The sequence below is a fragment of the Embleya sp. NPDC059237 genome, assembly GCF_042754105.1.
Taxonomy (GTDB): domain Bacteria; phylum Actinomycetota; class Actinomycetes; order Streptomycetales; family Streptomycetaceae; genus Embleya.
In genome coordinates, this window is sequence record NZ_JBHZAE010000005.1 from 499,586 (window position 1) to 525,964 (window position 26,379).

Below are 26,379 nucleotides of genomic sequence, written 5' to 3' on the forward strand. Positions count from 1 at the left end.
CGCAGGTCCGCCGTCGCCCGCTTGAGGTAGTCACGGAACCTGTCCTCGTTGTTCACCACGGAAGGAAAACCTTTCGAACGGCCGGGGGCGAAAGCGCGGTCCGAACGGGCCGAGCCCCCACGGTTCGGGTACCGGCTTAAACCACGCTTAACCCCCGCTGTGCCTCCCGCCGTGCCCTTCGGCGCGCCGTCCGCGCGCGAAAATCCGGGACCACCAGCGGATTTAGCCCGGACAAAGGTCGTCCTAAGCCCCGCCGAACACCCTGGCCCGACTCCCCGGCACGGGTGTGTCGCGGTCCGGACGCCCCCCGGCGACCGGAGTCGGCGCGGGTCGCCCGACAGGACCCGCCCCGCCGGTCGGAGCCCGCCGCGGGCGCGGGCGACACCGCCCCGCGACGACTCGGGCGCCGGGCGCGCCCACCGTCGGACCGGTGCCCAGTGACCGGTTCCACCGAGCACAGTGTGAGGACGCCCCATGGCGAACGACATGCATTCCGCCGGCACCGACGCCCACACCCGCCCGGCGGTGGCCGGCGAGGGCCCGATCGCGGTGGTCGGACTGGCGTGTCGATTCCCGGGTGCCCCGAACCCGCGATCGTTCTGGGAACTGCTGCGCGACGGCGTGAGCGCCATCGGCGACGCCCCCGAGGCCCGCCCGCACCCGGCCGGGTCACCCGATCGGGGCGGCGCCGCGACGGGCGCGATCCGGGCGCGGCAGGCCGGATACCTCGAAGACGTGGAGACCTTCGACGCCCGCTTCTTCGGCATCTCGCCCCGCGAGGCGGCGGCGATGGATCCGCAGCAGCGGCTGATCCTGGAACTGGCCTGGGAAGCGCTGGAACACGCGGGCCGGATCCCGGACCGGATCCGAGGCAGCCGCACCGGGGTGTTCATCGGCGCGATCCTCGACGACTACGCCACCGTGGTGCACCGCCTCGGAGCTGCCGCGATCGGCGCACACACCTCCACCGGGTTGCACCGCAGCATCATCGCCAACCGCGTCTCCTACACGCTCGACCTGCACGGCCCCAGCCTGGTGGTCGACTCGGGGCAGTCGTCCGCACTGGTCGCGGTGCACCAGGCGTGCGAAAGCCTGCGCAAGGGCGAGTCGTCGATGGCGCTCGCGGGCGGGGTCAACCTCATCCTCGCGCCGGAGAGCACCCTCGCGGTGGACCGCTTTGGCGGCCTTTCCCCGGACGACCGCTCCTACACCTTCGACGCCCGGGCCAACGGCTACGTCCGCGGCGAAGGCGGCGGCGTCGTCGTCCTCAAGCGCCTCGCCGACGCCACCGCCGACGGCGACGACGTGCTGTGCGTCATCCTCGGCGGAGCCGTCGGCAACGACGGCGCGGGCCCCGGCCTGACCGTGCCCGGCAGCGCCGGCCAGGAAGAGGTGATCCGACTCGCCCACACCCGAGCCGGCACCACCCCCGCCGACGTCGACTACGTCGAACTGCACGGCACCGGTACGGCCGTCGGCGACCCCGTCGAGGCGGCGGCCCTCGGCGCGGTCTTCGCCGCGACCCGCGACCCCGCCCGCCCCCTGCTCGTCGGTTCGGCCAAGACCAACGTCGGGCACCTCGAAGGCGCCGCGGGAATCGTCGGCCTGATCAAGACCACACTCGCCCTGCACCACGGACGCATCCCCGCGAGTCTGAACTTCCGCACCCCCAACCCGGACATCCCCCTCGATCGGCTGGGCCTGAGGGTCCAGACCGAAATCACCGACTGGCCCCAAACATCCGGGCCCCGCCTGGCCGGCGTGTCGTCGTTCGGCATGGGCGGTACCAACTGCCACCTCGTGCTGGCCGGTGCTCCCGAACCCGTCGCCCGCGCCCCCCGCACCCGGCCGGCGCGGCCGCGGCTGCTCGCGTGGCCGCTGTCCGCCCGCACCGCCGCCGCACTGCGCGGACAGGCGGCCCGGCTCGCCGAATTCGTCGAGGCGAACCCGGACGTCGACCCTGCGGACGTGGCGCACTCCCTGCTGGAAACCCGCACCGCGTTCGAGCAGCGGGCGGTCGCCGTCGGTACCACCCGCGACGAACTCCTCCGCGGCCTGACCACCCTCGCGGCCGGCCGCACCGGCGCCGGAGCGGTACGCGGCACCGGTGTCGGAACCGGTTCGACGGCCTTCCTGTTCACCGGCCAGGGCAGCCAACGGGTCGGCGCCGGACGCGAACTGGACGCCGCCTTCCCGGTGTTCGCCGACGCGCTCGACGAGATCTGCGCACGGCTCGACCCGCACGTGGATGTGCCGCTGCGCGAGGTCATGTTCGGGGAAGGAAACTCCGAACTGCTCGACCGGACCGCCTACACCCAGCCCGCGCTGTTCGCCTTGGAGATCGCGCTGTTCCGGCTCGCGATGTCCTTCGGGCTGCGCCCCGGGTACCTGATCGGGCACTCGGTGGGGGAGTTGGCCGCCGCGCACGCGGCCGGCGTGCTGACCCTGGACGACGCGTGCCTTCTCGTCGCGACCCGGGGCCGGCTCATGCAGCGCGCCCGCGAGGGCGGTGCGATGCTCGCGATCAACGCGAACGAGCAGACGGTGCTGGCGGCGCTCCGGGATCACCCGCACACCCTCGGCCTGGCGGCGGTCAACGGCCCCGAGGCGGTCGTCGTCTCGGGCGACGCGGACGCCGCAGAGGAACTCGCCGGTCGATTCCGCGAAGCGGGCGTCAGGACCAAACGGCTGGCGGTCCGGCACGCGTTCCACTCGCACCACATGGACGATCTGTCCGCCGAGTTCCGCGAGGTCGCCGCGAGCATCGCCTATCACGAGCCGACCATCCCGGTGGTCTCGAACGTCACCGGCCGACTCGCGGACGCCGAACTGCTGCGCTCGCCCGACTACTGGACACGGCACGTTCGCGAGCCGGTGCGTTTCCACGACGGTCTGCGCACGCTGCGCGAACTGGGCGTCGACATCTTCGTCGAACTCGGCCCGGACCCGGTGCTGACGGGCCTGGCGAAGGACACGTTCGCCTCGGACGGCGCCGGTGAGTTGCTGATCGGCACCCTCGCCGCACGGCAGCGGGAATTGCTCGCCTTCGGGCGCGCCGTCGCCCGTGTACACGGCGCGGGCGTCCCCGTGGACTGGAGCCCACTGCTGGGTGGCGAGCCGGTCCGGCGGGTGGAACTGCCCACGTACGCCTTCCAACGCAGGCGCCACTGGGTGGGCGGGCCGGTGCCTGCGGCTGCTGCGGCTGCGGTTGTGACGCCGGGGCCGGGTGCGGACGGGGCCGCGGTTGTGCCGGGCAGAGCCTTCGACCCCGTCGACGCGGTCGATCCGGTCGATCCCGAACAGGATCATGGTGACGAGGCGGAGGAGACCGGTGCCCGGGGCGAGTGGGTGCGTCGGCTACGCCCCCTCGACGACAAACGGCGCCGGGCGCTCGTCGTCGAGCTGGTATGCGCGCACTCGGCCGAGGTGCTGGAGTACGACGCGGGCGAGTCCGTCGAGCCGGACCTGTCCTTCAAGGAGCACGGTCACAACTCGCTGACCTCCGTCGAACTGCGCGATCGACTCGGCACCGAGACCGGTCTTTCGCTGCCCGCCTCACTCGTCTACGACCACCCGACCCCCGCGGCCATGGCCCGCTACCTGGTCGACGCATTGCTCGGCGACCCGTCGTCGCAGGCCGGCCCCGAACACGTGGCCGGCGGCGGGACGAGCGGTGCCGACGAGCCGATCGCGATCATCGCGATGGCCTGCCGATTCCCCGGCGGCGCCGACTCGCCCGCGCGCCTGTGGGAACTGGTGGCCGCCGGCGTCGACGCGATCGGGGACCTACCCGACAACCGGGGCTGGGATCTGCGCGATCTCTACGATCCGGAACCGGGCCGGACCGGCAAGACCTACACCCGGCAGGGCGGTTTCCTGCACGACGCGGGCGACTTCGACGCGGGCTTCTTCGGGATCTCGCCGCGCGAGGCGGCGGCGATGGACCCGCAGCAGCGGCTGCTCCTGGAGACCGCGTGGGAATCGGTCGAACGGGCCGGCATCACTCCCGACTCGCTGCGCGGCAGCCGTACCGGGGTCTTCGTCGGCGCGACCGCCCAGGACTACGGCCCGAGGCTGCACGAACCCGCCCGGGGGCACGAGGGCCACCTGCTCACCGGCACGACCACGAGTGTGGCGTCGGGGCGGGTCGCGTACACGTTGGGTCTGGAGGGTCCGGCGATCACGGTCGACACCGCCTGCTCGTCGTCGCTGGTGGCGATCCACCTCGCGAGCCAGGCACTGCGCAACGGCGAATGCGACCTCGCGCTCGCGGGCGGCGCGACCGTGATGGCGACACCCGGCATGTTCATCGAGTTCAGCCGCCAGCAGGGCCTGTCGACGGACGGCCGCTGCAAGGCATTCGCCGGCGCCGCCGACGGCACCGGCTGGGCCGAGGGCGTCGGCATGCTCGCGCTCGAACGACTCTCGGACGCCCAACGGAACGGTCATACCGTGCTTGCGGTGATCAGGGGTTCGGCGGTGAATCAGGACGGTGCCAGCAATGGTTTGACGGCGCCGAACGGGCCGTCGCAGCAGCGGGTGATCCGGGCGGCGTTGGCGGGTGCGGGGTTGACGGCGGGTCAGGTCGACGTGGTGGAGGCGCACGGGACCGGGACGGCGTTGGGGGATCCGATCGAGGCGCAGGCGTTGTTGGCCACGTACGGGCAGGGCCGTGAGCCGGGGCGGCCGTTGTGGTTGGGGTCGGTGAAGTCGAACATCGGGCACACCCAGGCCGCCGCCGGGATCGCCGGTGTGATCAAGATGGTCCAGGCTCTGCGACACGAGACGTTGCCGGCGACGTTGCACGTGGACGAGCCGACTCCGCACGTCGACTGGGACACCGGCGCCGTCTCGTTGTTGACCGAGGCCCGGCCGTGGCCGCGCACCCCCGACCGCCCGCGGCGCGCTGCGGTGTCCTCGTTCGGGATCAGCGGCACCAACGCCCACCTCGTCCTCGAACAAGGCGACCCCACCCCGCAACACACCGACCACGAAGACTCGCCCGGCCCGCCCGTGGTCACGCTGTCCGCCAAGGACGAGCACGCCCTGCGCGTACACGCCGAACGCCTGCGCGCCCACCTGGACACACACCCGGGCCTGACCCCCGCCCGCGTCGCCGCCGGCCTCGCCACCCGCGCCGCGTTCCCACACCGCGCCGCCGTCGTCACCCACGACCGCGACGAACTCGCCGCCGCGCTCGCCGCCTTCGCCACCCACACCCCCCACCCCGCTCTCGCCCACGCCACCACCCACCCCGGCAAGACCGTGTTCGTCTTTCCCGGCCAGGGTTCCCAATGGCCCGGCATGGCCCGCGAACTCCTCGACAGCTCACCGGTGTTCGCCCAGGCGCTGGGCGAGTGCGCCGATGCCCTCGCCCCTTACATCGACTGGAACCTCGTCGACGTCGTCACCGGAGCCGACCAAGCCCCCAGCCTCGACCGCGTCGACGTCGTACAACCCGCCCTGTGGGCCATGATGATCAGCCTCGCCCGCCTGTGGGAACACCACGGCATCCACCCCGACGCCGTCATCGGCCACTCCCAAGGCGAAATCGCCGCCGCCCACATCGCCGGAGCACTCACCCTCCACGACTCCGCCCGCATCATCGCCCTACGCTCCCAAGCCATCACCACCCTCACCACCCACGGCGGCATGCTCTCCATCGCCCAACCCCCACACACCATCCGACAACTCCTCACCCACCACCCCCACCTCACCATCGCCGCCCTCAACGGCCCCCACTCCACCGTCATATCCGGAAACCACCAAGAACTCGACCAACTCCAGGCACACTGCGAAACCCACGACATCCGACACCGCCGCATCCCCGTCACCTACGCCTCACACAGCCCCCACGTCGAACCACTCCACCCACAAATCCTCACCGACCTCGCCCCCATCACCCCCCAACCCACCACCATCCCCCTCTACTCCACCGTCACCACCACACCCATCGACGGCACCCACCTCACCCCCGAACACTGGTACACCAACCTCCGCACCACCGTCCGCTTCCAAGAAACCATCGAAACCCTCCTCACCGACGGACACACGCTCTTCATCGAGACCAGCCCGCACCCGGGACTGACGGCTGCCATCGACGAGACCATCGAGGCGCGCACTCCGAGCGTCCGGGCCGCCACCGTCGCCACCCTGCGCCGTGGGCAGGGTGATCTGCGCCAATGGCACACCGCCCTCGCACACGCCCACGTACTCGGCGCCGACGCGATCGCGCCGACCTCCGCCGTGCCGGACGGCGATCTACCCACCTACCCGTTTCGGCGGGACACCTTCTGGCTCACCGCGCCCCGGCGGCGGGACACGGGTGGGTCGGGCCGGAGTACGACGAGTCATCCCTTCCTCGACGCCGCCGTGCACATTGCCGACACCGGCGCGCTCGTGCTCACCGGGCAATTGTCCACGGCCGACCATCCCTGGCTCGCCGACCACGCGGTCCACGAGACCGTCCTGCTGCCGGGCACGGCCTTCGTCGAGATGGCCGTCTTCGCCGGTGCCGGGGTCGGATGTGATCGGGTGGCGGAGCTGACCCTGGAGGCGCCGTTGCCGCTGCCCGGCACCGGGGCGGTGCACCTGCAACTCGTGGTCGAGCCGCCGCGCGAGGACGACGAGCGGCGGGCCGTGAGCGTGTACTCCCGGTCCGAGCCGAGCGAGCGCGATGCCGCGGCCGACGTGCCCTGGACCCGGCATGCCACGGCGATCGTGGAGCCGGAATCCGCCGACGATCCCGGCCCTGCCGCGGCGCCGATCGATGCCTGGCCCCCGGCGGACGCGCGGGCGCTCGACGTCGACGCGCTCTACCGTGACCTCATCGCGACGGGCTACGGCTATGGGCCCGTCTTCCAGGGGGTCCGGGCCGCCTGGCGGCTCGGGGACCGCGTGTTCGCCGAGATCGAGCGGACCGAGGAGGACGCCGACGCCGAACCGGCCTTCGTGCTCCACCCGGCGCTGTTCGACGCGGCCCTGCACGCCGGGCTCGTGCCGGCGGACGACACCTCGACCCGACCGGGATCACCCCGGCTGCCCTTCGTGTGGAGCGGCGTGCGCCTGCACGGTTCGACGGCCACGGCCTTGCGGGTGCGGCTGAGCCCGACGGGTACCGACGCACTGCGGGTGGACGTCTTCGACACCGACGGCACACCCGTCGCCACGGTGGCCTCGCTCGCGCTGCGGCCGTTGCCGGCGAGGCAGTTGGCGGCGGCATCGGTCGGTGACGACCTGTATGCCCTGGACTGGCCGGCCCGGTCCGGCGGCGGAGGCCGACCACCCGAGTCCTGGGCGGTGCTCGGGGACGACGAGCCGCGAACGGCCGCGCTCGCGGCGGCTACGGAAGCGGACCCGCCCGGGCGGTACCCGGACGTCGCCGCGCTGGCCGAGTCCGTCGGTGCGGGAGCCGCGCTCCCGGCGGCGGTGCTGCTCGCGGTGCCCGAGGGTGACCCGGGCCTCGATGTCCCGGCGCGCGTGGGCGCGGTCGTGCGGCAGGTGTTGGCGCAGACGCAGGCATGGCTGCGCGAACCCGCCTTCGCCGAGGCCCGGTTGGTCGTCGTGACGCGGGGCGCGGTGGCCACCGGCGCCGACGACCGCGTGCGCGACCTCGCCGGCGCGGCGGTGTGGGGCCTGCTCCGCTCCGCGCAGGCAGAGCAGCCGGGCAGGTTCGTGCTGCTGGATCTGGACGACCACGAGGCGTCCACCGCCGGCCCGACCGGCGCGCTCACGGACGTCGACGAGCCGCAACTGGCCCTGCGCGCGGGGACGATCCGGGTGCCCCGGCTGGTCCGGGCCACCGCGTCCGGGCCGGAGCCGGAGCACCCACCGGTGCGCTTCGACCCGGCCGGCACGGTACTGATCACCGGCGGCTCCGGCACCCTCGCCGCACTGACCGCACGGCATCTGGTCGCCGAGCACGGCGTACGCCGACTGGTGTTGGCCGCCCGGCGCGGTGGGCAGGCGCCCGGCGTGGGCGAGTTGGTGTCGGAACTCGCCGAAGCGGGCGCCGAGGTCGACGTCGTGGCCTGCGACGTGGCCGACCGGACGCAACTCGCCGCGCTGCTCGCGGGGATCCCGACCGAGCAGCCGCTGAGCGCCGTCGTACACGTCGCGGGCGTCCTGGACGACGCCACGATCGACGCGCTCACCCCGGAGCGGGTCGACACGGTGCTGCGGCCCAAGGTCGACGCCGGGTGGTGGCTGTACGAGGCGACCCGCCGTCTCGACGGTGTGCCGCTCGTGTTGTTCTCCTCCGTCACCGCGACGCTCGGCAGCGCCGGGCAGGGCAACTACACCGCCGCGAACGCGTTCCTGGACGCGCTCGCCCACCACGACGGGGCAGGCGGCCCGGTGCTGTCGCTCGCGTGGGGCCTGTGGGCGCAGGCCGGCGGCATGACCGCCCACCTGGATCGGGTGGACACGGCCAGGATGGCCAGGAACGGCATCGCCCCGCTGCCCGCCGACCGGGGCCTGGCACTGTTCGACGCGGCGCTGCGCGGCGACCGGCCCGCACCGGTGGCGGCCGTGCTGGATCGGTCGGCGCTGCGCGCCCAGGCCGTCGCCGGGCTGCTTCCGGCCGTGCTGCGCGAGATGGTGCGCATCCCCGCGCGGCGGGCCGCCCGGGCGGGCGCCGAGGGTACCTGGGCCGGCCGCGTCGCCGCGTTGGCGCCGGCCGATCGGCTCGCCGAGATCGGCGAGTTGGTCCGCGCGAACGTGGCCACCGTGCTCGGGCACACCGACGCCGGTCGCGTCGACGGCGCACGGGCGTTCAAGGAGGCCGGTTTCGACTCGCTGACGTCGGTGGAACTGCGCAACCGCCTCGCCGCCGCGACCGGACTGCGGCTGTCCGCGACGCTGGTCTTCGACCATCCCACCCCGGACGCGGTGGCCCGCCACCTCGCGGAGTCGGTCGTCGACGCGCAGCCGGCCCCGGCCGGGGCGACACCGCCGACCCGGCCGGCCGAGTGGGCCGACGAACCCATCGCGATCGTCGCGATGTCGTGCCGCTACCCGGGCGGCGTCACCTCCCCCGAGGACCTGTGGCGGCTCGTGGCCGGCGGCGTGGACGCCATCGGCGAATGGCCGCGCGGACGCGGCTGGGACACGACCGAACTGTTCGACCCGGACCCCGACCGGGCGGGCAAGAGCTACTCCACCCGAGGCGGCTTCCTGCACGACGCGGACCGATTCGACGCCGACCTGTTCGGGATCAGCCCGCGCGAGGCACTGGCCACCGACCCCCAGCAGCGCCTGCTCCTGGAAACCGGCTGGGAGGCGTTCGAACGCGCCGGCATCCCGCACGCGTCGTTGCGCGGCAGCCGTACCGGAGTGTTCGTCGGCGTGATGTACAACGACTACGGCTCGCGGATCAGGCAGGCGCCGGCCGGCTTCGAGGGATACCTGGGCAACGGCAGCGCGCACAGCGTCGCCTCCGGCCGTGTCGCGTACACCTTCGGCCTCGAAGGGCCGGCGGTCAGCGTCGACACCGCGTGCTCGTCCTCGCTGGTCGCGCTGCACCTGGCGGTACAGGCACTGCGTCAGGGGGAGTGCTCGCTCGCGCTCGCCGGCGGGGTGACGGTGATGGCGACGCCCAGCGTGTTCATCGAATTCAGCCGCCAGCGCGGGATGGCGCCCGACGGCCGGTGCAAGTCGTTCTCGGCGGACGCCGACGGCGCCGGCTGGTCGGAGGGCGTCGGCATGCTGCTGGTCGAACGCCTCTCGGACGCCCGGCGCAACGGACACCCGGTGCTCGCCGTGGTACGCGGCACGGCGGTCAACCAGGACGGCGCCAGCAACGGGTTGACGGCGCCCAACGGCCCCTCGCAGCAGCGGGTGATCGGGCAGGCGCTGGCAGCGGCGGGGCTCAGCGGCGCCGACGTCGACGCGGTCGAGGCACACGGCACCGGCACCACACTCGGCGACCCGATCGAGGCCCAGGCGATCCTGGCCACCTACGGCCGCGAGCACACCGATGCCCGGCCGCTGTGGCTGGGCTCGCTCAAGTCCAACATCGGTCACGCGCAGGCCGCCGCCGGCGTCGGCGGGGTGATCAAGATGGTGTCGGCGATGCAGCACGGCCTGCTGCCCCGCACGCTGCACGCGGACCGGCCGTCGCCGCACGTCGACTGGTCCGACGGGACGGTCCGCCTGCTCACCGAGGAACAGCCGTGGCCCGCCGCGGACCGCCCGCGCCGTGCGGCGGTGTCCTCCTTCGGGATCAGCGGCACCAACGCCCACGTGATCGTCGAGCACGCCGCGCAGGACCCGCGACCGGCCCCGCCGCGCGCGGACCCCGCCCCTGCGACATCGGCCTGGATCCTGTCCGCCCGCACCGCCGAGGCGCTGCCGGCCCAGGCCGAACGACTGCTGGAGTGGCTGGCCGAGGAACCCGAGCCGCACCCGGCCGACATCGCGCTGTCGCTGGCCACCACCCGCTCACTCCTGGAACACCGCGCGGCCGTCGTCGGCACCGACCACGCGCAACTGCTCCGGGGCCTGAGCGCGCTGGCCGGTGGCGAACGCTCGCCCGACGTACTGCGGGCCGTGGCCGGGCCGCCCGGTCGCACCGCCGTGCTGTTCACCGGCCAGGGCAGCCAGCGTCCGGGCATGGGGCGGGAACTGTACGAGAGCGAGCCGGTGTTCGCCGCAGCGTTCGATGCGGTCCGCGCCGAACTCGACCCGCTCCTGGACCACCCCCTGCGCGAGGTGGTGTTCGCCGAACCCGGCAGCCCACAGGCGGCCCTGCTCGAATCGACCCGCTACGCCCAGCCCGCGCTGTTCGCCCTGGAGACCGCGCTGTACCGGCTGGTGGAGCACTTCGGCTTCACCCCCGACGCGGTGATCGGCCACTCGCTCGGCGAACTGACCGCCGCGCACGTCGCGGGGGTGCTGTCGCTGCGGGACGCGTGCGTCCTGGTCGAGGCGCGCGGACGGCTGATGCACCGCGCGACCGGGGGCGGTGCGATGCTCGCCATCGGCGCCGCCGAACACCTCGTGCGCCCCCACCTGGACGCGTACGCCGAGTCGCTGAGCCTGGCCGCGGTCAACGGCCCCGAGGCGGTGGTGGTCTCCGGCGACGCCGAGGCCGCCGACGCCCTGGCCAGGACGTTCCGGGCGCAGGGGATACGGACCAAGCGACTGCGGGTCGGCCGCGCGTTCCACTCGCCGCACATGGACCCGATCCTGGCGGCGTTTCGCCGGGTCGCCGAGGGCGTGGACTACCGCACCCCGGCCATCCCCGTGGTCTCCAACCTCACCGGCCGGATCGCGACCCCGCAGGAACTCGCCTCCCCCGAACACTGGGTGCGGCACGTTCGGGAAACGGTCCGCTTCCACGACGGGCTGCATGCCCTGCGCGAACACGGCGTCGACTCCTGCCTGGAGTTGGGTCCGGACCCGGTGCTCACGGCGATGGTCCGGGACACGTTCGACGAGCAGGGGCCCACATCCGTCGCGGTGCTGGGCGCCGGTCGGCCGGAAGGGGACACCCTGACCCGGGCGCTGGCCGCGGTACACCTGCGCGGAGGCGCCGTCGACTGGGCCGTGCCGCTCGCCCGACGCGGGGCCCGGCCGATCCCGCTGCCGACCTACGCGTTCCGGCGCACGCGGTACTGGCTCGACCAGCCCGCCGCCGCCGACGCGGCCTCGGCCGGGCAGGACACCGCCGACCACCCGCTGCTCGGCGCGGCGATCGAGGTCGCCGACGGCGGCGAACTCCTGTTGACCGGGCGGCTCTCGCTCGCGGACCGCCCCTGGCTGGACGACCATCGGTTGCACGGCCTCGCGCTGCTGCCCGCCTCCGCACTGGTCGATCTGGCGACGCGTGCCGCAGAGCGGGTGGGCTGCGCCCTGATCGAGGAACTCACCCTGCACACACCGCTGATCCTCCCGGAGGAGGGCACCGTGCGGCTGCAGGTGGTGGTTCGGGCCCTGGAGGCGGGTCGGCACTCGATCACCGTGCACAGCCGCCCCGAGGGCGCGTCGGTCGGGCCCGACGCGCCGACCTGGACGCGGCACGCCGACGGCGTACTCGCGCCGCGCGCCGTCACAGGCACGGCGGCGCAGCCGCACACGACGCTCACCGCCGCGTGGCCCCCGCCGGGAGCGACACCGCTCGACCTCCGGGACCTGGACGAGCGGTTGGTCGACGCGGGTGTGGACTACGGGCCCGCCTTTCAGGGGGTGCGGGGCGTGTGGCGGCACCCGGACGGAAGTACCTACGCCGAGGTTCGGCTGCCCGCCGAGACCGCGCCGGAGGCCCGGACGTTCGGGATCCACCCCGCACTTTTGGACGCCGCGCTGCGACCGCTCGCGCTCGGCGATCCGCAATCCGGGCCGGCACAGGCCGACCGGGTACGCCTGCCCTTCGCGTGGAGCGGGGTGGAACTGTACGCGAGTGGTGCCGTCGAGGCCCGCGTGCGGATCGCGCCCGGCGTCGCGGAGGACTCCGTCGGCGTCGAACTGGCCGACGGGCAGGGCGCGTTGATCGCCCGAGCCGAAGCGCTGGTGCTGCGCGCGCTGCCCGCCGACGCACTCGGCCCGGCCCGCGCGGACGGCGCCGGGCTGTACCGGGTCGAGTGGAGTGCGGTAGCGGGATTCGCCGGGCGCGGAGACCGGCCCGCCGCCGTCGTGGACCTGCGATCGGAGTCGGCGGCCGGTCGGGGCGCACCGCCCGAGCGGACCCGCGCCGCGGCGTTGGTCGCGGTCGAGCGGTTGACGCAGTGGCTCGGTGACGACGCCGCATCCGATGTTCCCCTGGTCGTGCTGACGTCCGGGGGAGTGGCGGTGCATCCCGGTGAGGTGGCGGATCCGGTCGTCGCCGCCGTGTGGGGACTGGTGCGCAGCGCGCAGGCCGAACACCCCGGCCGGATCACCCTGCTCGACCTCGAAGCGGGAGCCGAGACCGCGGACGGCATCGAAGCGGCCGCAGTGTCCCCGGAGCCACAGATCGCGGTGCGCGGCGGCGTGCCGTACGCGCCCCGCCTGGTGGCGCGGCGTCCCGAACCGGCCCGGGGCGAGGCGGTGTCGTTCCCGAGCGAGGGCACCGTCCTGGTCACCGGCGCCACCGGGCTCCTGGGCGGACTGCTCACCCGACACCTGGTGCACGCGCACGGCGTGCGTCATCTGCTGCTCGTCGGCCGTCGAGGGCCGCAGGCCCCGGGCGCGCGGGAGCTGCTCGCCGAACTCGTCGAGGCGGGGGCCGAGGTCACGATGGCGGCGTGCGACGTGAGCGACGCCGAGGCGCTGGCAGGGCTGCTCGACACGCTGCCGGCCGCGCATCCGCTGACGGCCGTCGTACATCTGGCCGGTGTCCTGGACGACGGCGTACTCACCGGTGTGACCGGGACCCGGCTCGACGCGGTGCTGCGGCCGAAGGCGGGCGCGGCCTGGAACCTGCACCGGTTGACCGAGGGACGGGACCTGTCGGCCTTCGTGCTCTTCTCCTCGATCGCGGCCACCGTGGGCACGCCGGGGCAGGCGAACTACGCCGCCGCCAACGCGTTTTTGGACGCGTTGGCCGGACAACGCGCCGCCGAGGGGCTGCCCGCGTTGTCGATCGGTTGGGGCCTGTGGGACGAGGGCGGGATGGCGGGTGCGCTCGGGGACGTCGACCGGGCCCGGTTGGCCCGCTCCGGCATCGCGCCGATGTCCGCGGCCGCCGGGCTGGCGCTGTTCGACGCCGCCCTGGGCGCGGGTGAGCCCACGCTGGTCGCGGCGCGGCTGGACACCTCCGGTGGCGCGGACGAGTCCGGGTTCCCGGGGTTGCCCACGATCCTGCGCCGGGCCGTGCGCACGCCGGTGCGAAGCCGCGCGGCGGACGCCGGCGAGGCGGCCGGGCCGGCGGGGCCGGTGCTCGCGGGTCTGGACGGCGAGCAGCGCGAGTCGGTGCTGATCGACATGGTCCGACAGGAGGTCGCGGACGTGCTCGGCCATCCGGATCCCGGCACCGTGGACACGCGACGCGGACTCCAGGACCTCGGACTCGACTCGCTGACTGCGGTGGAGTTGCGCAATCGGCTCTCCGCGCGGGTGGGACTGCGGCTGCCGACCACGATCGTCTTCGACCATCCGAACGTGGCGGCGCTGGCGGCCAGGGTGGGCCTGCTGCTGACCCCCGAGGCCGCGCCCGGCGAGGCGGAGGTGTTGGCGGAGGAACTGCGCCGCCTGGAGGCGCTGTTGGCGCGGACCGGCGTGGACCGGCAGGAGCATGCCCGGATCGGGTCCCGGCTGCGGAGTCTGCTGCGCGTGTGGGATCGCACGACACCGGTCGGCGAGGCGGACACGGACGACGAGAGCGCGTTGGCCGACGTCGGCGACGACGAGTTGTTCCGGGCGCTGGACGACGAGCTGGGCGTGTCGACGGGGGACTGAGGAGGGGGTACACGAAGCCGGGCCGCACCCGTGAACGTGGGTGCGGCCCGGCGAGTCATGCTCGCCGGCGTCGGATCAGCCGACGGTGGCGAGGTCGTAGATGTCCTTCAGCGTTCGCGCCTCCAGGGCGTCCGGCAGGGATACCTGGCGGCCGGTTTCCCGCTCCAACACGGTGACCAGGGCCAGCAGGTGTACCGAGTCCCAGCCCGGCACTCGGTCGAAGTCCTCCCGTACCACCTCGGCGGTGACCGGCAGGCCGAGCGAGTCGCGGAGCACCAGGACGAAGTCGTCGAGGGTCATCACAGTTGCGTCCTCCCGATGCTTCCGCTCAGCCGCAGGTGTCGCGGCCGCTCGGGGACATGGATCAGGTCGTGCCGGAATCGGATCGTGCCGTCGTCGTCGACACTCTCCGTCTCGAAGCCGTTGCGCGGGTAGAAGTCCCGCACCTTGTCGTTCTTCGCGGACGGCCGGTAGGTCGCCAGCACCTGTCGCGCGCCCTCGGCGCGGGCGTGTTCGAGCAGGGCGCCCAGGCACGCCGACTCGATGCCCCGCGAGAACACCCGGCAACTGAGCAGGAAGTTCTCGATGCGCCAGACACTTTCGTCCCGATCCACGAACCGGTCCACGAACACCGCGCCGACCAGCCCGTTGTCACCGAACCGGTCGCCGGATCGGATGCCGAGCACCAGTGTCCGCGCCGCCGCCGCACGCTCTTCCACGTCGGACTGTCCCAGACGTTCGGTCGTGAGGTTGAACTGGTTGGTGCGCAACGTCAGTTGCGCGACGCGCGCCACCTGCGTCGGCGTCACCTCGGCGAATTCCACTTCGATGCCCAGGCCCGCCAGGTAGTCGTCGATCGAGGCGAAGCTGTCGAGGAAGTCCTTGCGCTGCGACTCCTCGCGATATCTGGCCGGGCGGGCGACGTCCTCGACGGTGACCTCGCGGACGTCGAACCAGCCGTCCGCGAGCAGGCGTTGTACGTGCGTCGCCGGATCGCCGTCGAGCCGGACGACCGCCACCTCGGGCAACTCCCGGGCGACCAACCCGCATTCGTAGGGGCTGTCATCGGCGAAGACGAGGCTGTCCAGGCCGATGTTGAGATCGGCGGCCAGGGAGCGCAGATTGTCGTGCTTGGGTGCCCAGTCGGCCACGATCCGAACGAAGTCCTCCTCGCCGAGGGTCATCTCGGGGTGCTCGCGCAGCACCTCCCGGACCGGTTCGAGATCGTTCTTGCTGACGGCGGCGAGCAGCACGCCCTGGGCGGACAATTGCAGCGCGGTGCGCTGCACGGCGCGAAACGCCTCGCCCCGATAGCTCCCGGCGACCTCGATCCCCTCGGGTCCGTCATCACCGAGCACACCTCCCCACACGGTGTTGTCCAAGTCGAGAACCAGACACTTGCGGGCCCGTCCGGACAGGCCCCGGGCCAGGTGGGCGAGTTCCCGGGTGTAGCCGGCGGTCAACTCGGGGGAGAGGTGCGTCCCGGTGTACGTGCTCAGCCGTACGTCCCGGCCGGGCAGCCCCGAGCCGATCAACGGTTCCAGATCGAGCACGATCAGCCGCGGATGGTCCTCCATCAGGCGCAACACCCGCGCGTTGGCCTCGCGCCACAGCGCGCCCAGCCGGGCCCGTGAGCGGTGGTCCACCAACTGCGCGACGTACTCTCGGGGAAGCGGCAGCGTGTTGTACACGAGCGTGCCGTGCCCCACCGCCTCGAACGTGTCGGCCAGCGCGGTCAACCGGCGCTCGGTGGCCGCCAGCGCCGATTCCACGTGCTCCGGTCCCCAGGGCACCGGCACCTCGTCGAACACGACCGTGTGGTCGAGCAGACAGGCCACCAGGTCGGGGCGGGCCGCGTACAGCGCGCTGTTCGGATCGGACAGTTCGAAGACGTAGGCGTCGAAATCGGTGATGTGCGGACGCAACAGCAGCCCGTGTCGGGCCAGTTCGGCGGTGAGCGACGGGGTGACCCCGGTGACGGTGCCGTGGCCGGTGACCGCGACCGAAACCACCGGAGTCCGTGGATGCAGTTCCACCACCTCGTCCACCGAAAGCCGGGACAACACCCGGCCCGCGTCGACGAGTTCGGGCGGCGGTAAGTCACGCAGCAGGCCGGGTATCCGGGGATACTCGGCGGCCAATCGGTGCTGTCGATGCAGGTCTCGGAAGGTGTATTCGAGCGGATCGCCCACAGGCGCGGCCGCGGTGCGGTTCATGTGAGAGACAACCCTTCGATCGTGCGACCGCGATCAGCTGGCCACCGGCTCGTCGAGGACATCGTCGGAGACGAGGATCGCCTGGTGCAGATTGCGCAGCGACCGGCACGGCTCCAACCCCAACTGCGAATGCAGCACCCCACGCGCCAACTGGTAGACCTGCAGGGCTTCGGCCTGCCGCTCGGAGCGGTACAGCACCAGCATCAACTGCCGGTAGAACGCCTCACGCAGGGGATGGTGCGCGGTCAGCCTGGAGAGCCGACTGAGGATCTCGCGATGGCGGCCCAGCGCGATGTACGCGTCGATGCACATCTCCTCGCAGTCCAGCCGCTCCTGCTCGGCCCAGGTGGCGAATCCACTGACGATGGGACCCTCGCCCACACCGTCCAGGACCGGTCCCCGGTACAGCGCCAACGCCTTCTCCAGATCGACCACGGCATCGGCGAAGCGTCCCGCCCGGTGATGGGCGCGTCCGCTGTCGGCGGCGCGTTGGAAGTCGTGCAGGTCCGACTCGCCGTCCTCGACCCGCAGCAGATACCCCGGGATCCGAGTGGCGATGGCATCCGCGCGCCCACCCACGGCGGTGAGCAACTTGCGGAGCTGGCACACATAGACGTGCAGGGCGGGAGTCGCCCGCCGCGGTGGATTCTCCCGCCACAATTCGTTGATGAGTTGGTCCTTGGTCACCACGCGCCCGGCTCCGATGAGCAGGGCGGCCAGCAACACCTCGGTCTTGGGCGCACTGAGGATCGATTGGCCGCGCTCACCCGAGACGCGCAAGGGGCCGAGCAGTTCATAACGCATGGGCATTCTCCCCGTAAGAGACCACATTGCGAATGCCCTTCGAGTCTTGGGGAGTCGCGCACCGGGCGCATCGGTGAAACTACTTAGAGTCCCCCGTCGACCGAAAACCACCGTCCCGAAAGCCCTCGGCGCGATCTCGATCATGCTCACGACCAGCGGTTGCCCCGCGTAGACCCCGGAAAGATGCCCGCTTCGGCGCACCCACGAAACCCCGAAGATTAACCGCCGCGAAACAATCCCCGACACCACGAACGACATTACGACGCGGGGAATCGAACGCTCCGCTTCCCGATACATCCCCCGAAACCCGGACACGGTCGGATCCGCCCCGTGCGCCGAATCATTCCGTCTCGAAAACACCTGCCCCAGGACCGTGCAGGTGCAAATCCTCGTGGAGGACGCCACCGGCAGTGCCCGCATCACACCGACGGCAGGCGCCCCCTCGAACCGGAACTCCGCAAGAGGCCGGTACGTCCGCACGGCCGTCAGCCGACCCACACCGGCGTCCACCCGCGTCTCCACCCGGGTTTCCACCCGTGGGTCCAGGTGCGGAACGGGTGACGGCGACAGTCTGGGGACATGAACACCACAGACTGGATCACCGACATCCTTCTCGTTCTCATCGTCTTTCGGCAGTTGCGGGAAGACCGGCTGGACCGCAAGACGTTCCTCATCCCGTTGGGGATCGTGGCCTTCGTGGCGTGGAAGTACCTGCACACGATTCCCACCGCGGGCAATGACACGGTGTTGATCGGTGTGTTGATGGCGATCGGCGCGGTGCTCGGCGTGGCGGGCGGCGTCTTCACTCGGATCCGCTCCGCCGGCGGGCATCTGCTGATCAAGGCCGGTGCGGTGTCCGCGGTGTTGTGGGTGCTGGGCATGGGCGCGCGGATGGGCTTCCAGGTGTGGGTCGACCACGGCGGTGCCGACGACGTCGCCCGCTTCAGCCTCGCCCACCACATCACCACCGAGCAGGCGTGGGTGGCGGCGCTCGTGCTGATGGCGCTCACCGAGGTCGTCACGCGGGTGGCCACGATCTTCGTACGGAGCCGGATGGTGGGCTCCGTACGGTCGACGGGCACGGCGGCGCGTGCGGCGTCGTCCCTGGACCGGGTGGCCTGACGGTGGGATATGGTCGCGCCGTGCCCGTATCCGAGAGCGTTCCCGTAGCCGGGTCGTCTTCGGGGCGCGGTCCCGGTCCGCGAGCGATGGTCCGGCACGACCCCCGGGTGCAGTGGGCCTTCACCCTGGGCGTGATCGTCGTGGGAATCGCGACGATCCGCCCGATGGGCTTCAGCGGTCGCGGCCTGGCCGTCGTCGTCCTCGTCGCGGTGAACTCGCTGTTCCTGTTGGGCCGCAACGTTCCCCAGGACCGGGTCCCCGCACGGGTGGTCGTCGTATGGGCGTCGCTGGGCATCGTCGCGGCGGCCTCCCTGATCGGCGCCGCCCGTACCGGGACCGGTTACCTGTTCGCGTTCTTTCTCGTCGGCCACATCGGCTATCGGCTCCCGCCCGTATGGGCCGTCCCGCTCGCGGCACTGGCCGGTGGGCTCTGCGGGGGAGTGCTGTATCTACACCTGGGCCCGGGTCACGAGTCGTTGTCCTGGGGGGTCGGATTGTGCGCCGCCCTGCCGGTGGTGGTGGGCATCGTCAGCCGCAGTCGGCAGCGGGCGATCGACGCCGTGATCGAATCCGCGGAATCCGCCGAGCGCGCCGCCCGCGCCGAGGCCCGCACGGCCGCCCTGGCCGAGCGCAGCCGCATCGCCCGGGACGTGCACGACGTCCTCGCACACTCCCTGGCCGGCATCAATATGCAACTCGAACTGGTGGACGCCCTCCTCGACACGGGCGACCTGACCAGGATCCGCGAGGCCAACGACCGGGCGCACAGCCTGGTCAAGGAGAGTCTGAAACAGGCCCAGTGGACCGTTCACGCGCTGCGCGAGGACACGCTGCCGCTGCTGGGGAGCCTGACCGCCATGATCGAGTCGTCGGGCCACCGGGACGCGCTCACCGTCGACGGCACCGTACGCGAACCACCGGCCCGCGTGGTCCAGCACCTGCTGCGGATCGCGCAGGAGGCGCTGACCAACGCCGCTCGGCACGCGCCCGGAGGCGACGTACGGGTGGAGGTGACCTTCGCCGCCGCATCCACGACACTGAGGATCCGCAACGGCCCCGCCGCCCGGGAGGCGGCCGGGGCCGGCAGCGGCATGGGACTGATCGGGATGCGCGAACGCATCGCCATGGTGGACGGAACCCTGACCGCCGGACCGATCACCGAGGGACCGGACCGAGGCGGCTGGCAGGTGGAGGCGGTGATCCCGGAATGAGCGACACAGGCGACACCACGCGGCACGACGCGCCGTCGGCCGAGGTGCCCCGGCGACTGCGAGTGGTCGTGGCCGACGACCAGGCCGCCGTGCGCGAACCGCTCGCGGCCGTACTCGCGCTCTCCGAGGACATCGACGTCGTCGCGGCCGCCGAGGACGGGGACCAGGTGCTCGCCGCGGCTGCCGCGGGCCCGGTGGACGTGGTGCTCATGGACCTGCGCATGCCCCGCACCGACGGCATCGAGGCGACCCGCCGACTCACCGACGAACACCCCGAGGTGGCCGTCGTCGTCCTGACCACCTTCGCCGACGACGACTCGATCCTGGCCGCCCTGAGCGCGGGTGCCCGCGGCTACCTCACCAAGAACGCCGGACGCCGCGACATCGTCCGCGCGATCCGAGCCGCCGCCGCGGGCCAGTCCGTCCTCGACCGCGAGGTCCAGGACCGCCTGCTGGCCACCGTCCGCACCCGAGCCACGACGCCGAGCCAAACCCTCCCCGACGACATCACACCCCGCGAACGCGAAGTCCTCGCCCTCATCGGCCAGGGCCTGCCCAACCGGGCCATCGCCGAAAAACTCTTCATCAGCGAGGCCACCGTCAAAACCCACATCAACAACCTGTTCGCCAAGGCCGGCATCCGCGACCGCGCCGAAGCGGTACGCCGAGCCATCGCAGCGGGCCTGTGACGCGGACGCCGGATCGTCGGCGCTGCGTGAGGACGCGTACCCAGGGCCCATTGCAGGTGTTCGCGCAGATCGTCCAACGTGGTGATCCGCGCCGCCGCGGGGGCCCGGTCGCGTTCTCGCCGTGGCGATCTGACCCACAGGCCCATCGTGGCCCCGCACGTCATCCCGACCACGGTGGTGCTGTGCGGCGCGGCGGCCTTCCTCCTCCTGCCCCTGGCAGCCCCGCTGACCGGCGTGGCCACCGTCATCGCCGCGCCGGCCGGCGTCGCCGCGCTGACGCTCCTTGCGACATACCTCGCCGCGACCCGCCGAAACGCAACCCCGTGAACCCCACTGGACGGTGTCACAATCAGCGGTTCTGTTCGGTCTCCATGGGTGCAACCCAGAGGAACAGAGGACAGACACAGTGCGTGAGATCTTGATCGTCGGCGGCGGGTGCGCGGGTTTCCATACCGCCTGGGGCCTGGAGAAGAAGTTGGGTCGGGGCGAGGCACGTGTCACTGTGGTGGACCCGCGCCCGTACATGACGTATCAGCCATTTCTGCCCGAGGTACTGGCCGGGTCGGTGGAGGCACGCCACGCGGCGGTCTCGCTGCGGCGGCACCTGCGCCGCACCCGGCTGATCGCGGGAACGGTGACGGAGATCCGAAACAGCGCGCGGACCGTGACCGTTCGGTCTGAGACGGGGGCGGAGTACGAGCTGGCCTATGACATCCTCGTGGTCACGGCGGGAGCGGTCACCCGGACGTTTCCCATACCGGGCGTCACCGAGGAGGCCTTCGGGTTGAAGCATGTCGAGGAGGCCGTGGCCATTCGTGACCGGCTGCTCGCCTCGTTCGATGTCGCGGCGACACTGCCTCGCGGCCCCGAGCGACGCAGGCTCCTCACCGTGACGTTCGTGGGTGGGGGATTCTCCGGTGTGGAGGGGTTCGGCGAGTTGGTGTCCCTGGCGACCGCGTTGCTGAAGTACTACCCGGAACTCGACGCGGAGGAGCTGGACTTCCACCTGGTGGAGGCGCGTGACCGGATTCTTCCCGAAGTCGGTGACAGGCCCGGAGCGTGGGTCGTACGGGCGCTGGAGAAGCGCGGAGCGCGGGTGCACTTGAACACGCAGCTGGTCTCTGCCGCGGGCGGTCACATCGTGCTGTCGAACGGAGAGGAATTCGATTCGGGTCTGATCGTGTGGACGGCGGGAAACGCGTCCAATCCCATCATTCGAAATCACACGGATCTTCCCGTCGACGAGCGCGGTCTGCTCGTCGTGCGGGCGGATCTTCGCGTGGGCACGGAGTCGGAGATGGTGGCCGACGTCTGGGCGGCCGGCGACGACGCCTCGGTGCCCGACCTCGCGGTGGGGCAGCCGGGAGCGCACACGGTTCCCAACGCCCAGCACGCCGTTCGGCAGGGCAAACGTCTGGCGAAGAACATTGTGGCGACGCTGCGGGGGCGGCCCACCCGGAGCTATGTCCACCACAGTCTGGGCGTGGTGGCCACTCTGGGGCTCGGCCGGGGCATCTTCCAGTACCGCCGCCTGGTCATCAAAGGTTTCCCCGCCTGGCTCATGCACCGCGGATACCATGTGCTCGCCGTTCCGACCTGGGAACGCAAGGTCCGGGTGCTCGCCGTCTGGATCACCGCAACCTTCTACGGACGGGACGTCGTCTCCCTCGCGGCGGTGCAGCGTCCCCGGGATGCATTCGTATCCGCGGGAAACCCACGGCACGGCGAGCCGGCGCACGTCCGGCACGGCGAGCCGGCCGACGCTGCGGCGCAGTGAGCGGACGCGTTCCCAAGACCGTTGCCCCGCAACCCGGCGCTCGCGGTGAGACAGGCGCACCTGCCGATCGGCGCGCGACCACGCAACGGCGGACTTCGTGCCCGCAGCGGCGGTTCAGGACTTTCGAGCGCGGTACAGACCCCGGCCGGTGCGCTGGATGCGGGACGTGCCGACCAAACGGTCGAGAGTGCTCCTGACCGCGTTGATACTGCCGCTGTCGGTGTCCCGGCCGAGCGCGGCCGCGACGTCCCGGGCGCGCAGGTCGACGTCGCTGACCGCCGAGAAGTGCTCCAGGATCTGTTCGGTGAGTTTGCCGTAGTTCTTGTGCCTGTCGCCGTCGGTTCCGGAGGTGGAGGCGGGTTGCCGAGTGTGCTTCCGCCTTGCCGGCGGCCGGACCGGGACACCGGTCGTGGTGGCGGGGTCGGCCGAGGAAGGCGTGTCCGGCTTCGGATCCACGGCCGCCGGGGACTCCGCGTCCGTGGTACCGGCCTCCGCGGCCGCCGACACCATGGTCCCGGTCATCAGGGCCTCAAGGGCGTCGACGGCCCGTTGAACGGAGCCGAGATGGGCAACCACCGCGGCCAGTTCCCGTTCCAGCGCCTGCTTTTGGATCGCCAGACGGGCCAGCTCCTCCTGGAGATTCCTGGCGGTGATTTCGATGTTGCGTGCCGTGTGGGTTGCGGAAGCCATGTGTTCCTCTCGTCCCCGAACCGTTCTTGTTGCGCCCCGTCCGCACCTCGGGTATCGCTTGCCCGCACGCTGGGACGAGTGTGTCCTGGGCATCATATGCGGCGTGGTCCCGGCACCCCTTTGTTGTGTTGTGTTGTGCCATGCCGTGAAGCGACGTGCGGTGCACAATCTGCCGAGGCGGAACACGTCACCCGCCGACGTGTTCCCCGGGGCGGGCGAATCGGTGAAGGGCGTCGGACACGGCGCGCATCCGCTCGTCGATTCCCGTGAGCGCTCGGCGTAGTTCGGTGACCTGCGACTCCAGCTCGACGGCTGCGGTGGTCAGCGACCGTACGGTGTCCTCGAGGGTGAGTCGGGCCTGAGAGTCCGTGGTCATCATGCCTCCTGATGGGCCCATGGGTGGATGCCGGCGGGTTTGTTGCGGTGGGGCATCGGGTGGTGGGTCATTCGGCAAGTTTTCCGTCGGTGGAGATTTCCTCCATCAGGACGGCGATCTCTTCGGGAATGGGCGGGATGCTTTCGTGCGTGATCCCGGCGGTGGGTGACCACACGAGGTTCACCCGGAGCGCGGGATCGCTCTCCGGGTAGTCGCTGCGGTTGTGGCAGCCACGGGTCTCGCGGCGTTCGAGCGCCGCTTCGAGGGTGGCCCGGGCCGCGAGAGCGGCCGACTTGAGGTCGAAGGCGTGTGCGAGGTCCTGGTAGCCGGCGATGTCGGGATGGACGCCGACGTTCTCCATCCGCTTCTCGATCGTTGCGAGTTCCGTGAGTCCGGTGCGCAGCCCCTGCTCGTCGCGTACGACGCCCGCGCATTCCGTCATGGTGTTGCGAATGGCGCGCTGCAGGGCCCGGACGTTCTCGGGGCCGTCCGCGGCGAGCAGATCGTCGATCTCGGTGCGGGCCCGGGCGACCGCCGGTGCCGAGCGTGGTTGTGCGGTCAGGGCCTGGGAGTAGTCGGCCGCCGCCTGTGCGGTGATCCGGCCGTAGACAAGCAGTTCCACGAGGCTGTTGCCGCCGAGCCGATTGGCGCCGTGGAGTCCGCTGGACGCCTCTCCGATGGCATAGAGGCCGCGTACGTCGGTGCTGTGGTCCTCGGGGCGGACCCACACGCCACCCATCGAGTAATGGGCCGTGGGGGCGACCTCGATGGGGTCGCGCGTGATGTCCAGCATCTGCAGTTCCAGCAATGTTTGGTAGACGCGGGGGAGACGGTTCATGATCGTCCGGCGCGGAAGGTGGGAGACGTCGAGCCAGACACCACCGTTGGGTGTGCCGCGGCCCTCCTTGATCTCGGTATAGGCGGCCAGGGCGACACGGTCGCGTGTGGACAGTTCCATGCGGACGGGGTCGTAGCGCTTCATGAACCGCTCGCCCAGGCTGTTGCGCAGGATGCCGCCCTCGCCGCGGGCGGCCTCGCTGACCAGCGTGCCTGCCGCGTTCTCCGGCTCGATGATGCCCGAGGGGTGGAACTGCACGAGTTCCGGGTCGCGCAGCCGCGCACCGGCATCGACGGCCAGGCGGAAGGAGTCGCCGGTGTTTTCGTCGCGGCGTGACGAGGTGCGCCGCCAGATACGGGTATGACCGCCGGCCGCGAGGATCACCGCGTCTGCGTGCACGAGATAGCGGGTTCCGCTGCCGAGGTCGAACCCGTAGGCACCGAACACGGCACCGTCGTGTACCAGGAGCCGGGTGATGTACACGGTGTCGAGCATGGGGATGTCCAGCTGATGCGCACGTCGGATGAGGGTGCGCTGGATCTCCAGGCCGGTGTAGTCGCCGGCGAAGGCGGTGCGCCGGAACTTGTGTGCGCCGAAGAAACGCTGGGAGATACGGCCGTCCTGTTCCCTGGCGAAGGTCATGCCGTAGCGCTCGAGGTCGTCGATGCCCAGGGCCGCGCCCCGGGTGACGATCTCGGCCGTGCGGGGATCGCCGAGCAGGTAGCTCTCCTTGAGGGTGTCGGCGGCGTGCTGCTGCCAGCTGTCCTCGGGGTCCATGGTGGCCAGCGCGGCGTTGATCCCGCCGGCGGCGAGAGAGGTGTGGGCGTCCTCCTTGGGACGTTTGCCGACCGCGAGGACGTCGAGCCCGGCCTCTGCCAGTTCGATCGCCGCTCGCAGGCCGGCGCCGCCGGTCCCGATCACCAGGACCGCTGTGGAAAGGCGCTTTTCGGTGGCAGCCACGATTGCTCCGATCAATGGGGGGCACTGACTACGACCAGGCCCCTCATCTTTTTGTGACACTCCGATTCGCGTACCGCGGTGGAGCGTCAGGAGAAATGGCCGGCCGGCGGGACACTCCGTGCACCCGTCGGCGCCACGGAGCAGGTGGCCGCCGTCGTCTTCGAGAATCCCGCCCGCCCGCATGACCCGGTGGCCGGCGCGGCCGTGACACCGGGCCGGTCGGTGTGGCGAAGGGTGTTCACCCGCCCAGCGATGCCACGTAGGGCGACAGCTTGGCCGCATTCATGATCCACATGATCCGGTCGATTCCCTCGGCGGACACATCGATGGAGACAAGGGCCACGGCCTCCCCGCCGGAGGAGACGACGACAGCGGGACGACCGTTGGCCTCGACCCACCGCACCTCCGTGCGGAGCCAGAACCGGGGGGCGAAGGCCACGAGGTACTTGGAGACGCGCAGGCGTCCGACGACCGGGATCCTCGACGCACCGCGCAGCCCTCCGCCGTCGGTGTAGCTGACCACATCCGCGGCGAGCACGTTCTCCAGCGCTGCCAGATCACCCTTTTGCGCGGCGGCGAGGAACACCTCCAGAAGGCGGCGGTGATCAGTCGTACTGACGCGTTCCCTGCGCTCGGCGGCCAGGTGTTTGCGCCCGCGGCTCACCAGTTGACGGGAATTGGCCTCACTCGTCTCCAGGATGTCGGCGATCTGCGCGTAGGGGTAGTCGAAGGCTTCCCGCAGGACGTACGCGGTGCGCTCCATCGGATTCAGCTTCTCCAGCAGGAAGAGAACCGCCAGTTCGAGGGCCTCGGCCCGTTCGGCACCCACCTGCGGATCCGTGCTGGTGTCGACCGGCTCGGGAAGCCACGGGCCGACGTAGGACTCCCGCCGCACTCTGGCGGACTGGGCCAGGTTGATGGCCAGACGAGCGGTGACCGTGGTCAGGAAGGCCGTCGGCTCCAGGATGTGAGCACGATCCGCGTTCTGCCACCGCAGCCACGCCTCCTGGACGATGTCCTCCGCTTCCACGGCGCTTCCGAGCACCCGGTACGCGACACCGAAGAGCTGCGGGCGCGCTGCGAGGAAGTCCCTTGCCGCCTGGTCGAGGGAATCGGTGTCGGCGCCAGCGTGCATGTTCGTCCCTTCGACTTCGGCGCCGCCATGCTACAAGCCGGTGTGGTCGAGCCCGACATGGCGAGGCCACCCGGCCGGCAGGCGGGGGCAACCCCGGCGAACGCCACTGTCACAGATCCACGCGGCACCCGGTCATCACTGCGAACAGCCATGGGTCGGGGCGCGATGACGCCTCCGGCGGACGG

At 71.6% G+C, this 26,379-nt stretch carries 13 protein-coding genes and 1 pseudogene; 6 read left to right on the top strand and 8 right to left on the bottom strand.

Annotated features, from left to right (window positions below; genetic code table 11):
• Positions 1-5: 5 nt before the first annotated feature.
• Positions 6-488: pseudogene (locus tag ACFXKZ_RS19150) on the bottom strand (hypothetical protein); the annotation flags it as partial.
• Here ACFXKZ_RS19150 and ACFXKZ_RS19155 point away from each other — a divergent pair.
• Positions 475-14,376, top strand: coding sequence for an SDR family NAD(P)-dependent oxidoreductase (locus tag ACFXKZ_RS19155; RefSeq protein ID WP_380001883.1), 13,902 nt, complete (start codon positions 475-477; stop codon positions 14,374-14,376). The pseudogene ACFXKZ_RS19150 and the gene ACFXKZ_RS19155 overlap by 14 nt on opposite strands.
• A 75-nt stretch (positions 14,377-14,451) precedes the next feature.
• Here the strand turns inward: ACFXKZ_RS19155 and ACFXKZ_RS19160 are convergent, their stop codons facing one another.
• From ACFXKZ_RS19160 to ACFXKZ_RS19170, 3 genes are read right to left on the bottom strand one after another with little or no spacing between them, the layout of a single operon-like run.
• A complete protein-coding gene (locus ACFXKZ_RS19160) occupies positions 14,452-14,676 on the bottom strand; it encodes an acyl carrier protein (protein ID WP_380001885.1) in 225 nt (74 codons plus the stop codon).
• Positions 14,676-16,592: an HAD-IIIC family phosphatase gene (locus ACFXKZ_RS19165; RefSeq protein ID WP_380001887.1), complete on the bottom strand. Its 1,917-nt coding sequence runs from the start codon at positions 16,590-16,592 to the stop codon at positions 14,676-14,678. The genes ACFXKZ_RS19160 and ACFXKZ_RS19165 overlap by 1 nt, the downstream gene beginning before the upstream one ends.
• 33 nt (positions 16,593-16,625) lie before the next feature.
• Positions 16,626-17,396 (bottom strand): BTAD domain-containing putative transcriptional regulator, encoded by a 771-nt coding sequence (locus ACFXKZ_RS19170; protein ID WP_380001889.1) that lies wholly within the window; start codon positions 17,394-17,396, stop codon positions 16,626-16,628.
• A 579-nt stretch (positions 17,397-17,975) separates the two neighbouring features.
• Between ACFXKZ_RS19170 and ACFXKZ_RS19175 the strand changes: the two genes are divergently transcribed.
• From ACFXKZ_RS19175 to ACFXKZ_RS19195, 5 genes are all read left to right on the top strand, one after another.
• Positions 17,976-18,518 (top strand): hypothetical protein, encoded by a 543-nt coding sequence (locus ACFXKZ_RS19175; protein ID WP_380001891.1) that lies wholly within the window; start codon positions 17,976-17,978, stop codon positions 18,516-18,518.
• A 107-nt stretch (positions 18,519-18,625) separates the two neighbouring features.
• Complete coding sequence (locus ACFXKZ_RS19180; protein ID WP_380002080.1) at positions 18,626-19,729, top strand: sensor histidine kinase; 1,104 nt, start codon at positions 18,626-18,628, stop codon at positions 19,727-19,729.
• Positions 19,726-20,418 carry a response regulator gene (locus ACFXKZ_RS19185; RefSeq protein WP_380001893.1) on the top strand — a complete coding sequence of 231 codons (693 nt, stop codon included), beginning with the start codon at positions 19,726-19,728 and terminating at the stop codon, positions 20,416-20,418. The genes ACFXKZ_RS19180 and ACFXKZ_RS19185 overlap by 4 nt, the downstream gene beginning before the upstream one ends.
• Before the next feature lie 147 nt (positions 20,419-20,565).
• Positions 20,566-20,745 carry a hypothetical protein gene (locus tag ACFXKZ_RS19190; protein WP_380001895.1) on the top strand — a complete coding sequence of 60 codons (180 nt, stop codon included), beginning with the start codon at positions 20,566-20,568 and terminating at the stop codon, positions 20,743-20,745.
• 79 nt (positions 20,746-20,824) lie between these two features.
• On the top strand, positions 20,825-22,195 hold the full coding sequence (locus tag ACFXKZ_RS19195) for an NAD(P)/FAD-dependent oxidoreductase (protein ID WP_380001897.1): 1,371 nt from the start codon (positions 20,825-20,827) through the stop codon (positions 22,193-22,195).
• Between the two features lie 114 nt (positions 22,196-22,309).
• On the opposite strand, the gene ACFXKZ_RS19200 is transcribed toward ACFXKZ_RS19195, so the two are convergent.
• From ACFXKZ_RS19200 to ACFXKZ_RS19215, 4 genes are all read right to left on the bottom strand, one after another.
• Positions 22,310-22,885 carry a hypothetical protein gene (locus ACFXKZ_RS19200; protein WP_380001899.1) on the bottom strand — a complete coding sequence of 192 codons (576 nt, stop codon included), beginning with the start codon at positions 22,883-22,885 and terminating at the stop codon, positions 22,310-22,312.
• Between the two features lie 187 nt (positions 22,886-23,072).
• On the bottom strand, positions 23,073-23,261 hold the full coding sequence (locus tag ACFXKZ_RS19205; protein WP_380001901.1) for a hypothetical protein: 189 nt from the start codon (positions 23,259-23,261) through the stop codon (positions 23,073-23,075).
• Positions 23,262-23,328: 67 nt separating this feature from the next.
• On the bottom strand, positions 23,329-25,059 hold the full coding sequence (locus ACFXKZ_RS19210; protein ID WP_380001903.1) for an L-aspartate oxidase: 1,731 nt from the start codon (positions 25,057-25,059) through the stop codon (positions 23,329-23,331).
• Positions 25,060-25,297: 238 nt separating this feature from the next.
• Positions 25,298-26,194, bottom strand: coding sequence for an RNA polymerase sigma-70 factor (locus tag ACFXKZ_RS19215; RefSeq protein ID WP_380001905.1), 897 nt, complete (start codon positions 26,192-26,194; stop codon positions 25,298-25,300).
• Between the last annotated feature and the right edge of the window lie 185 nt (positions 26,195-26,379).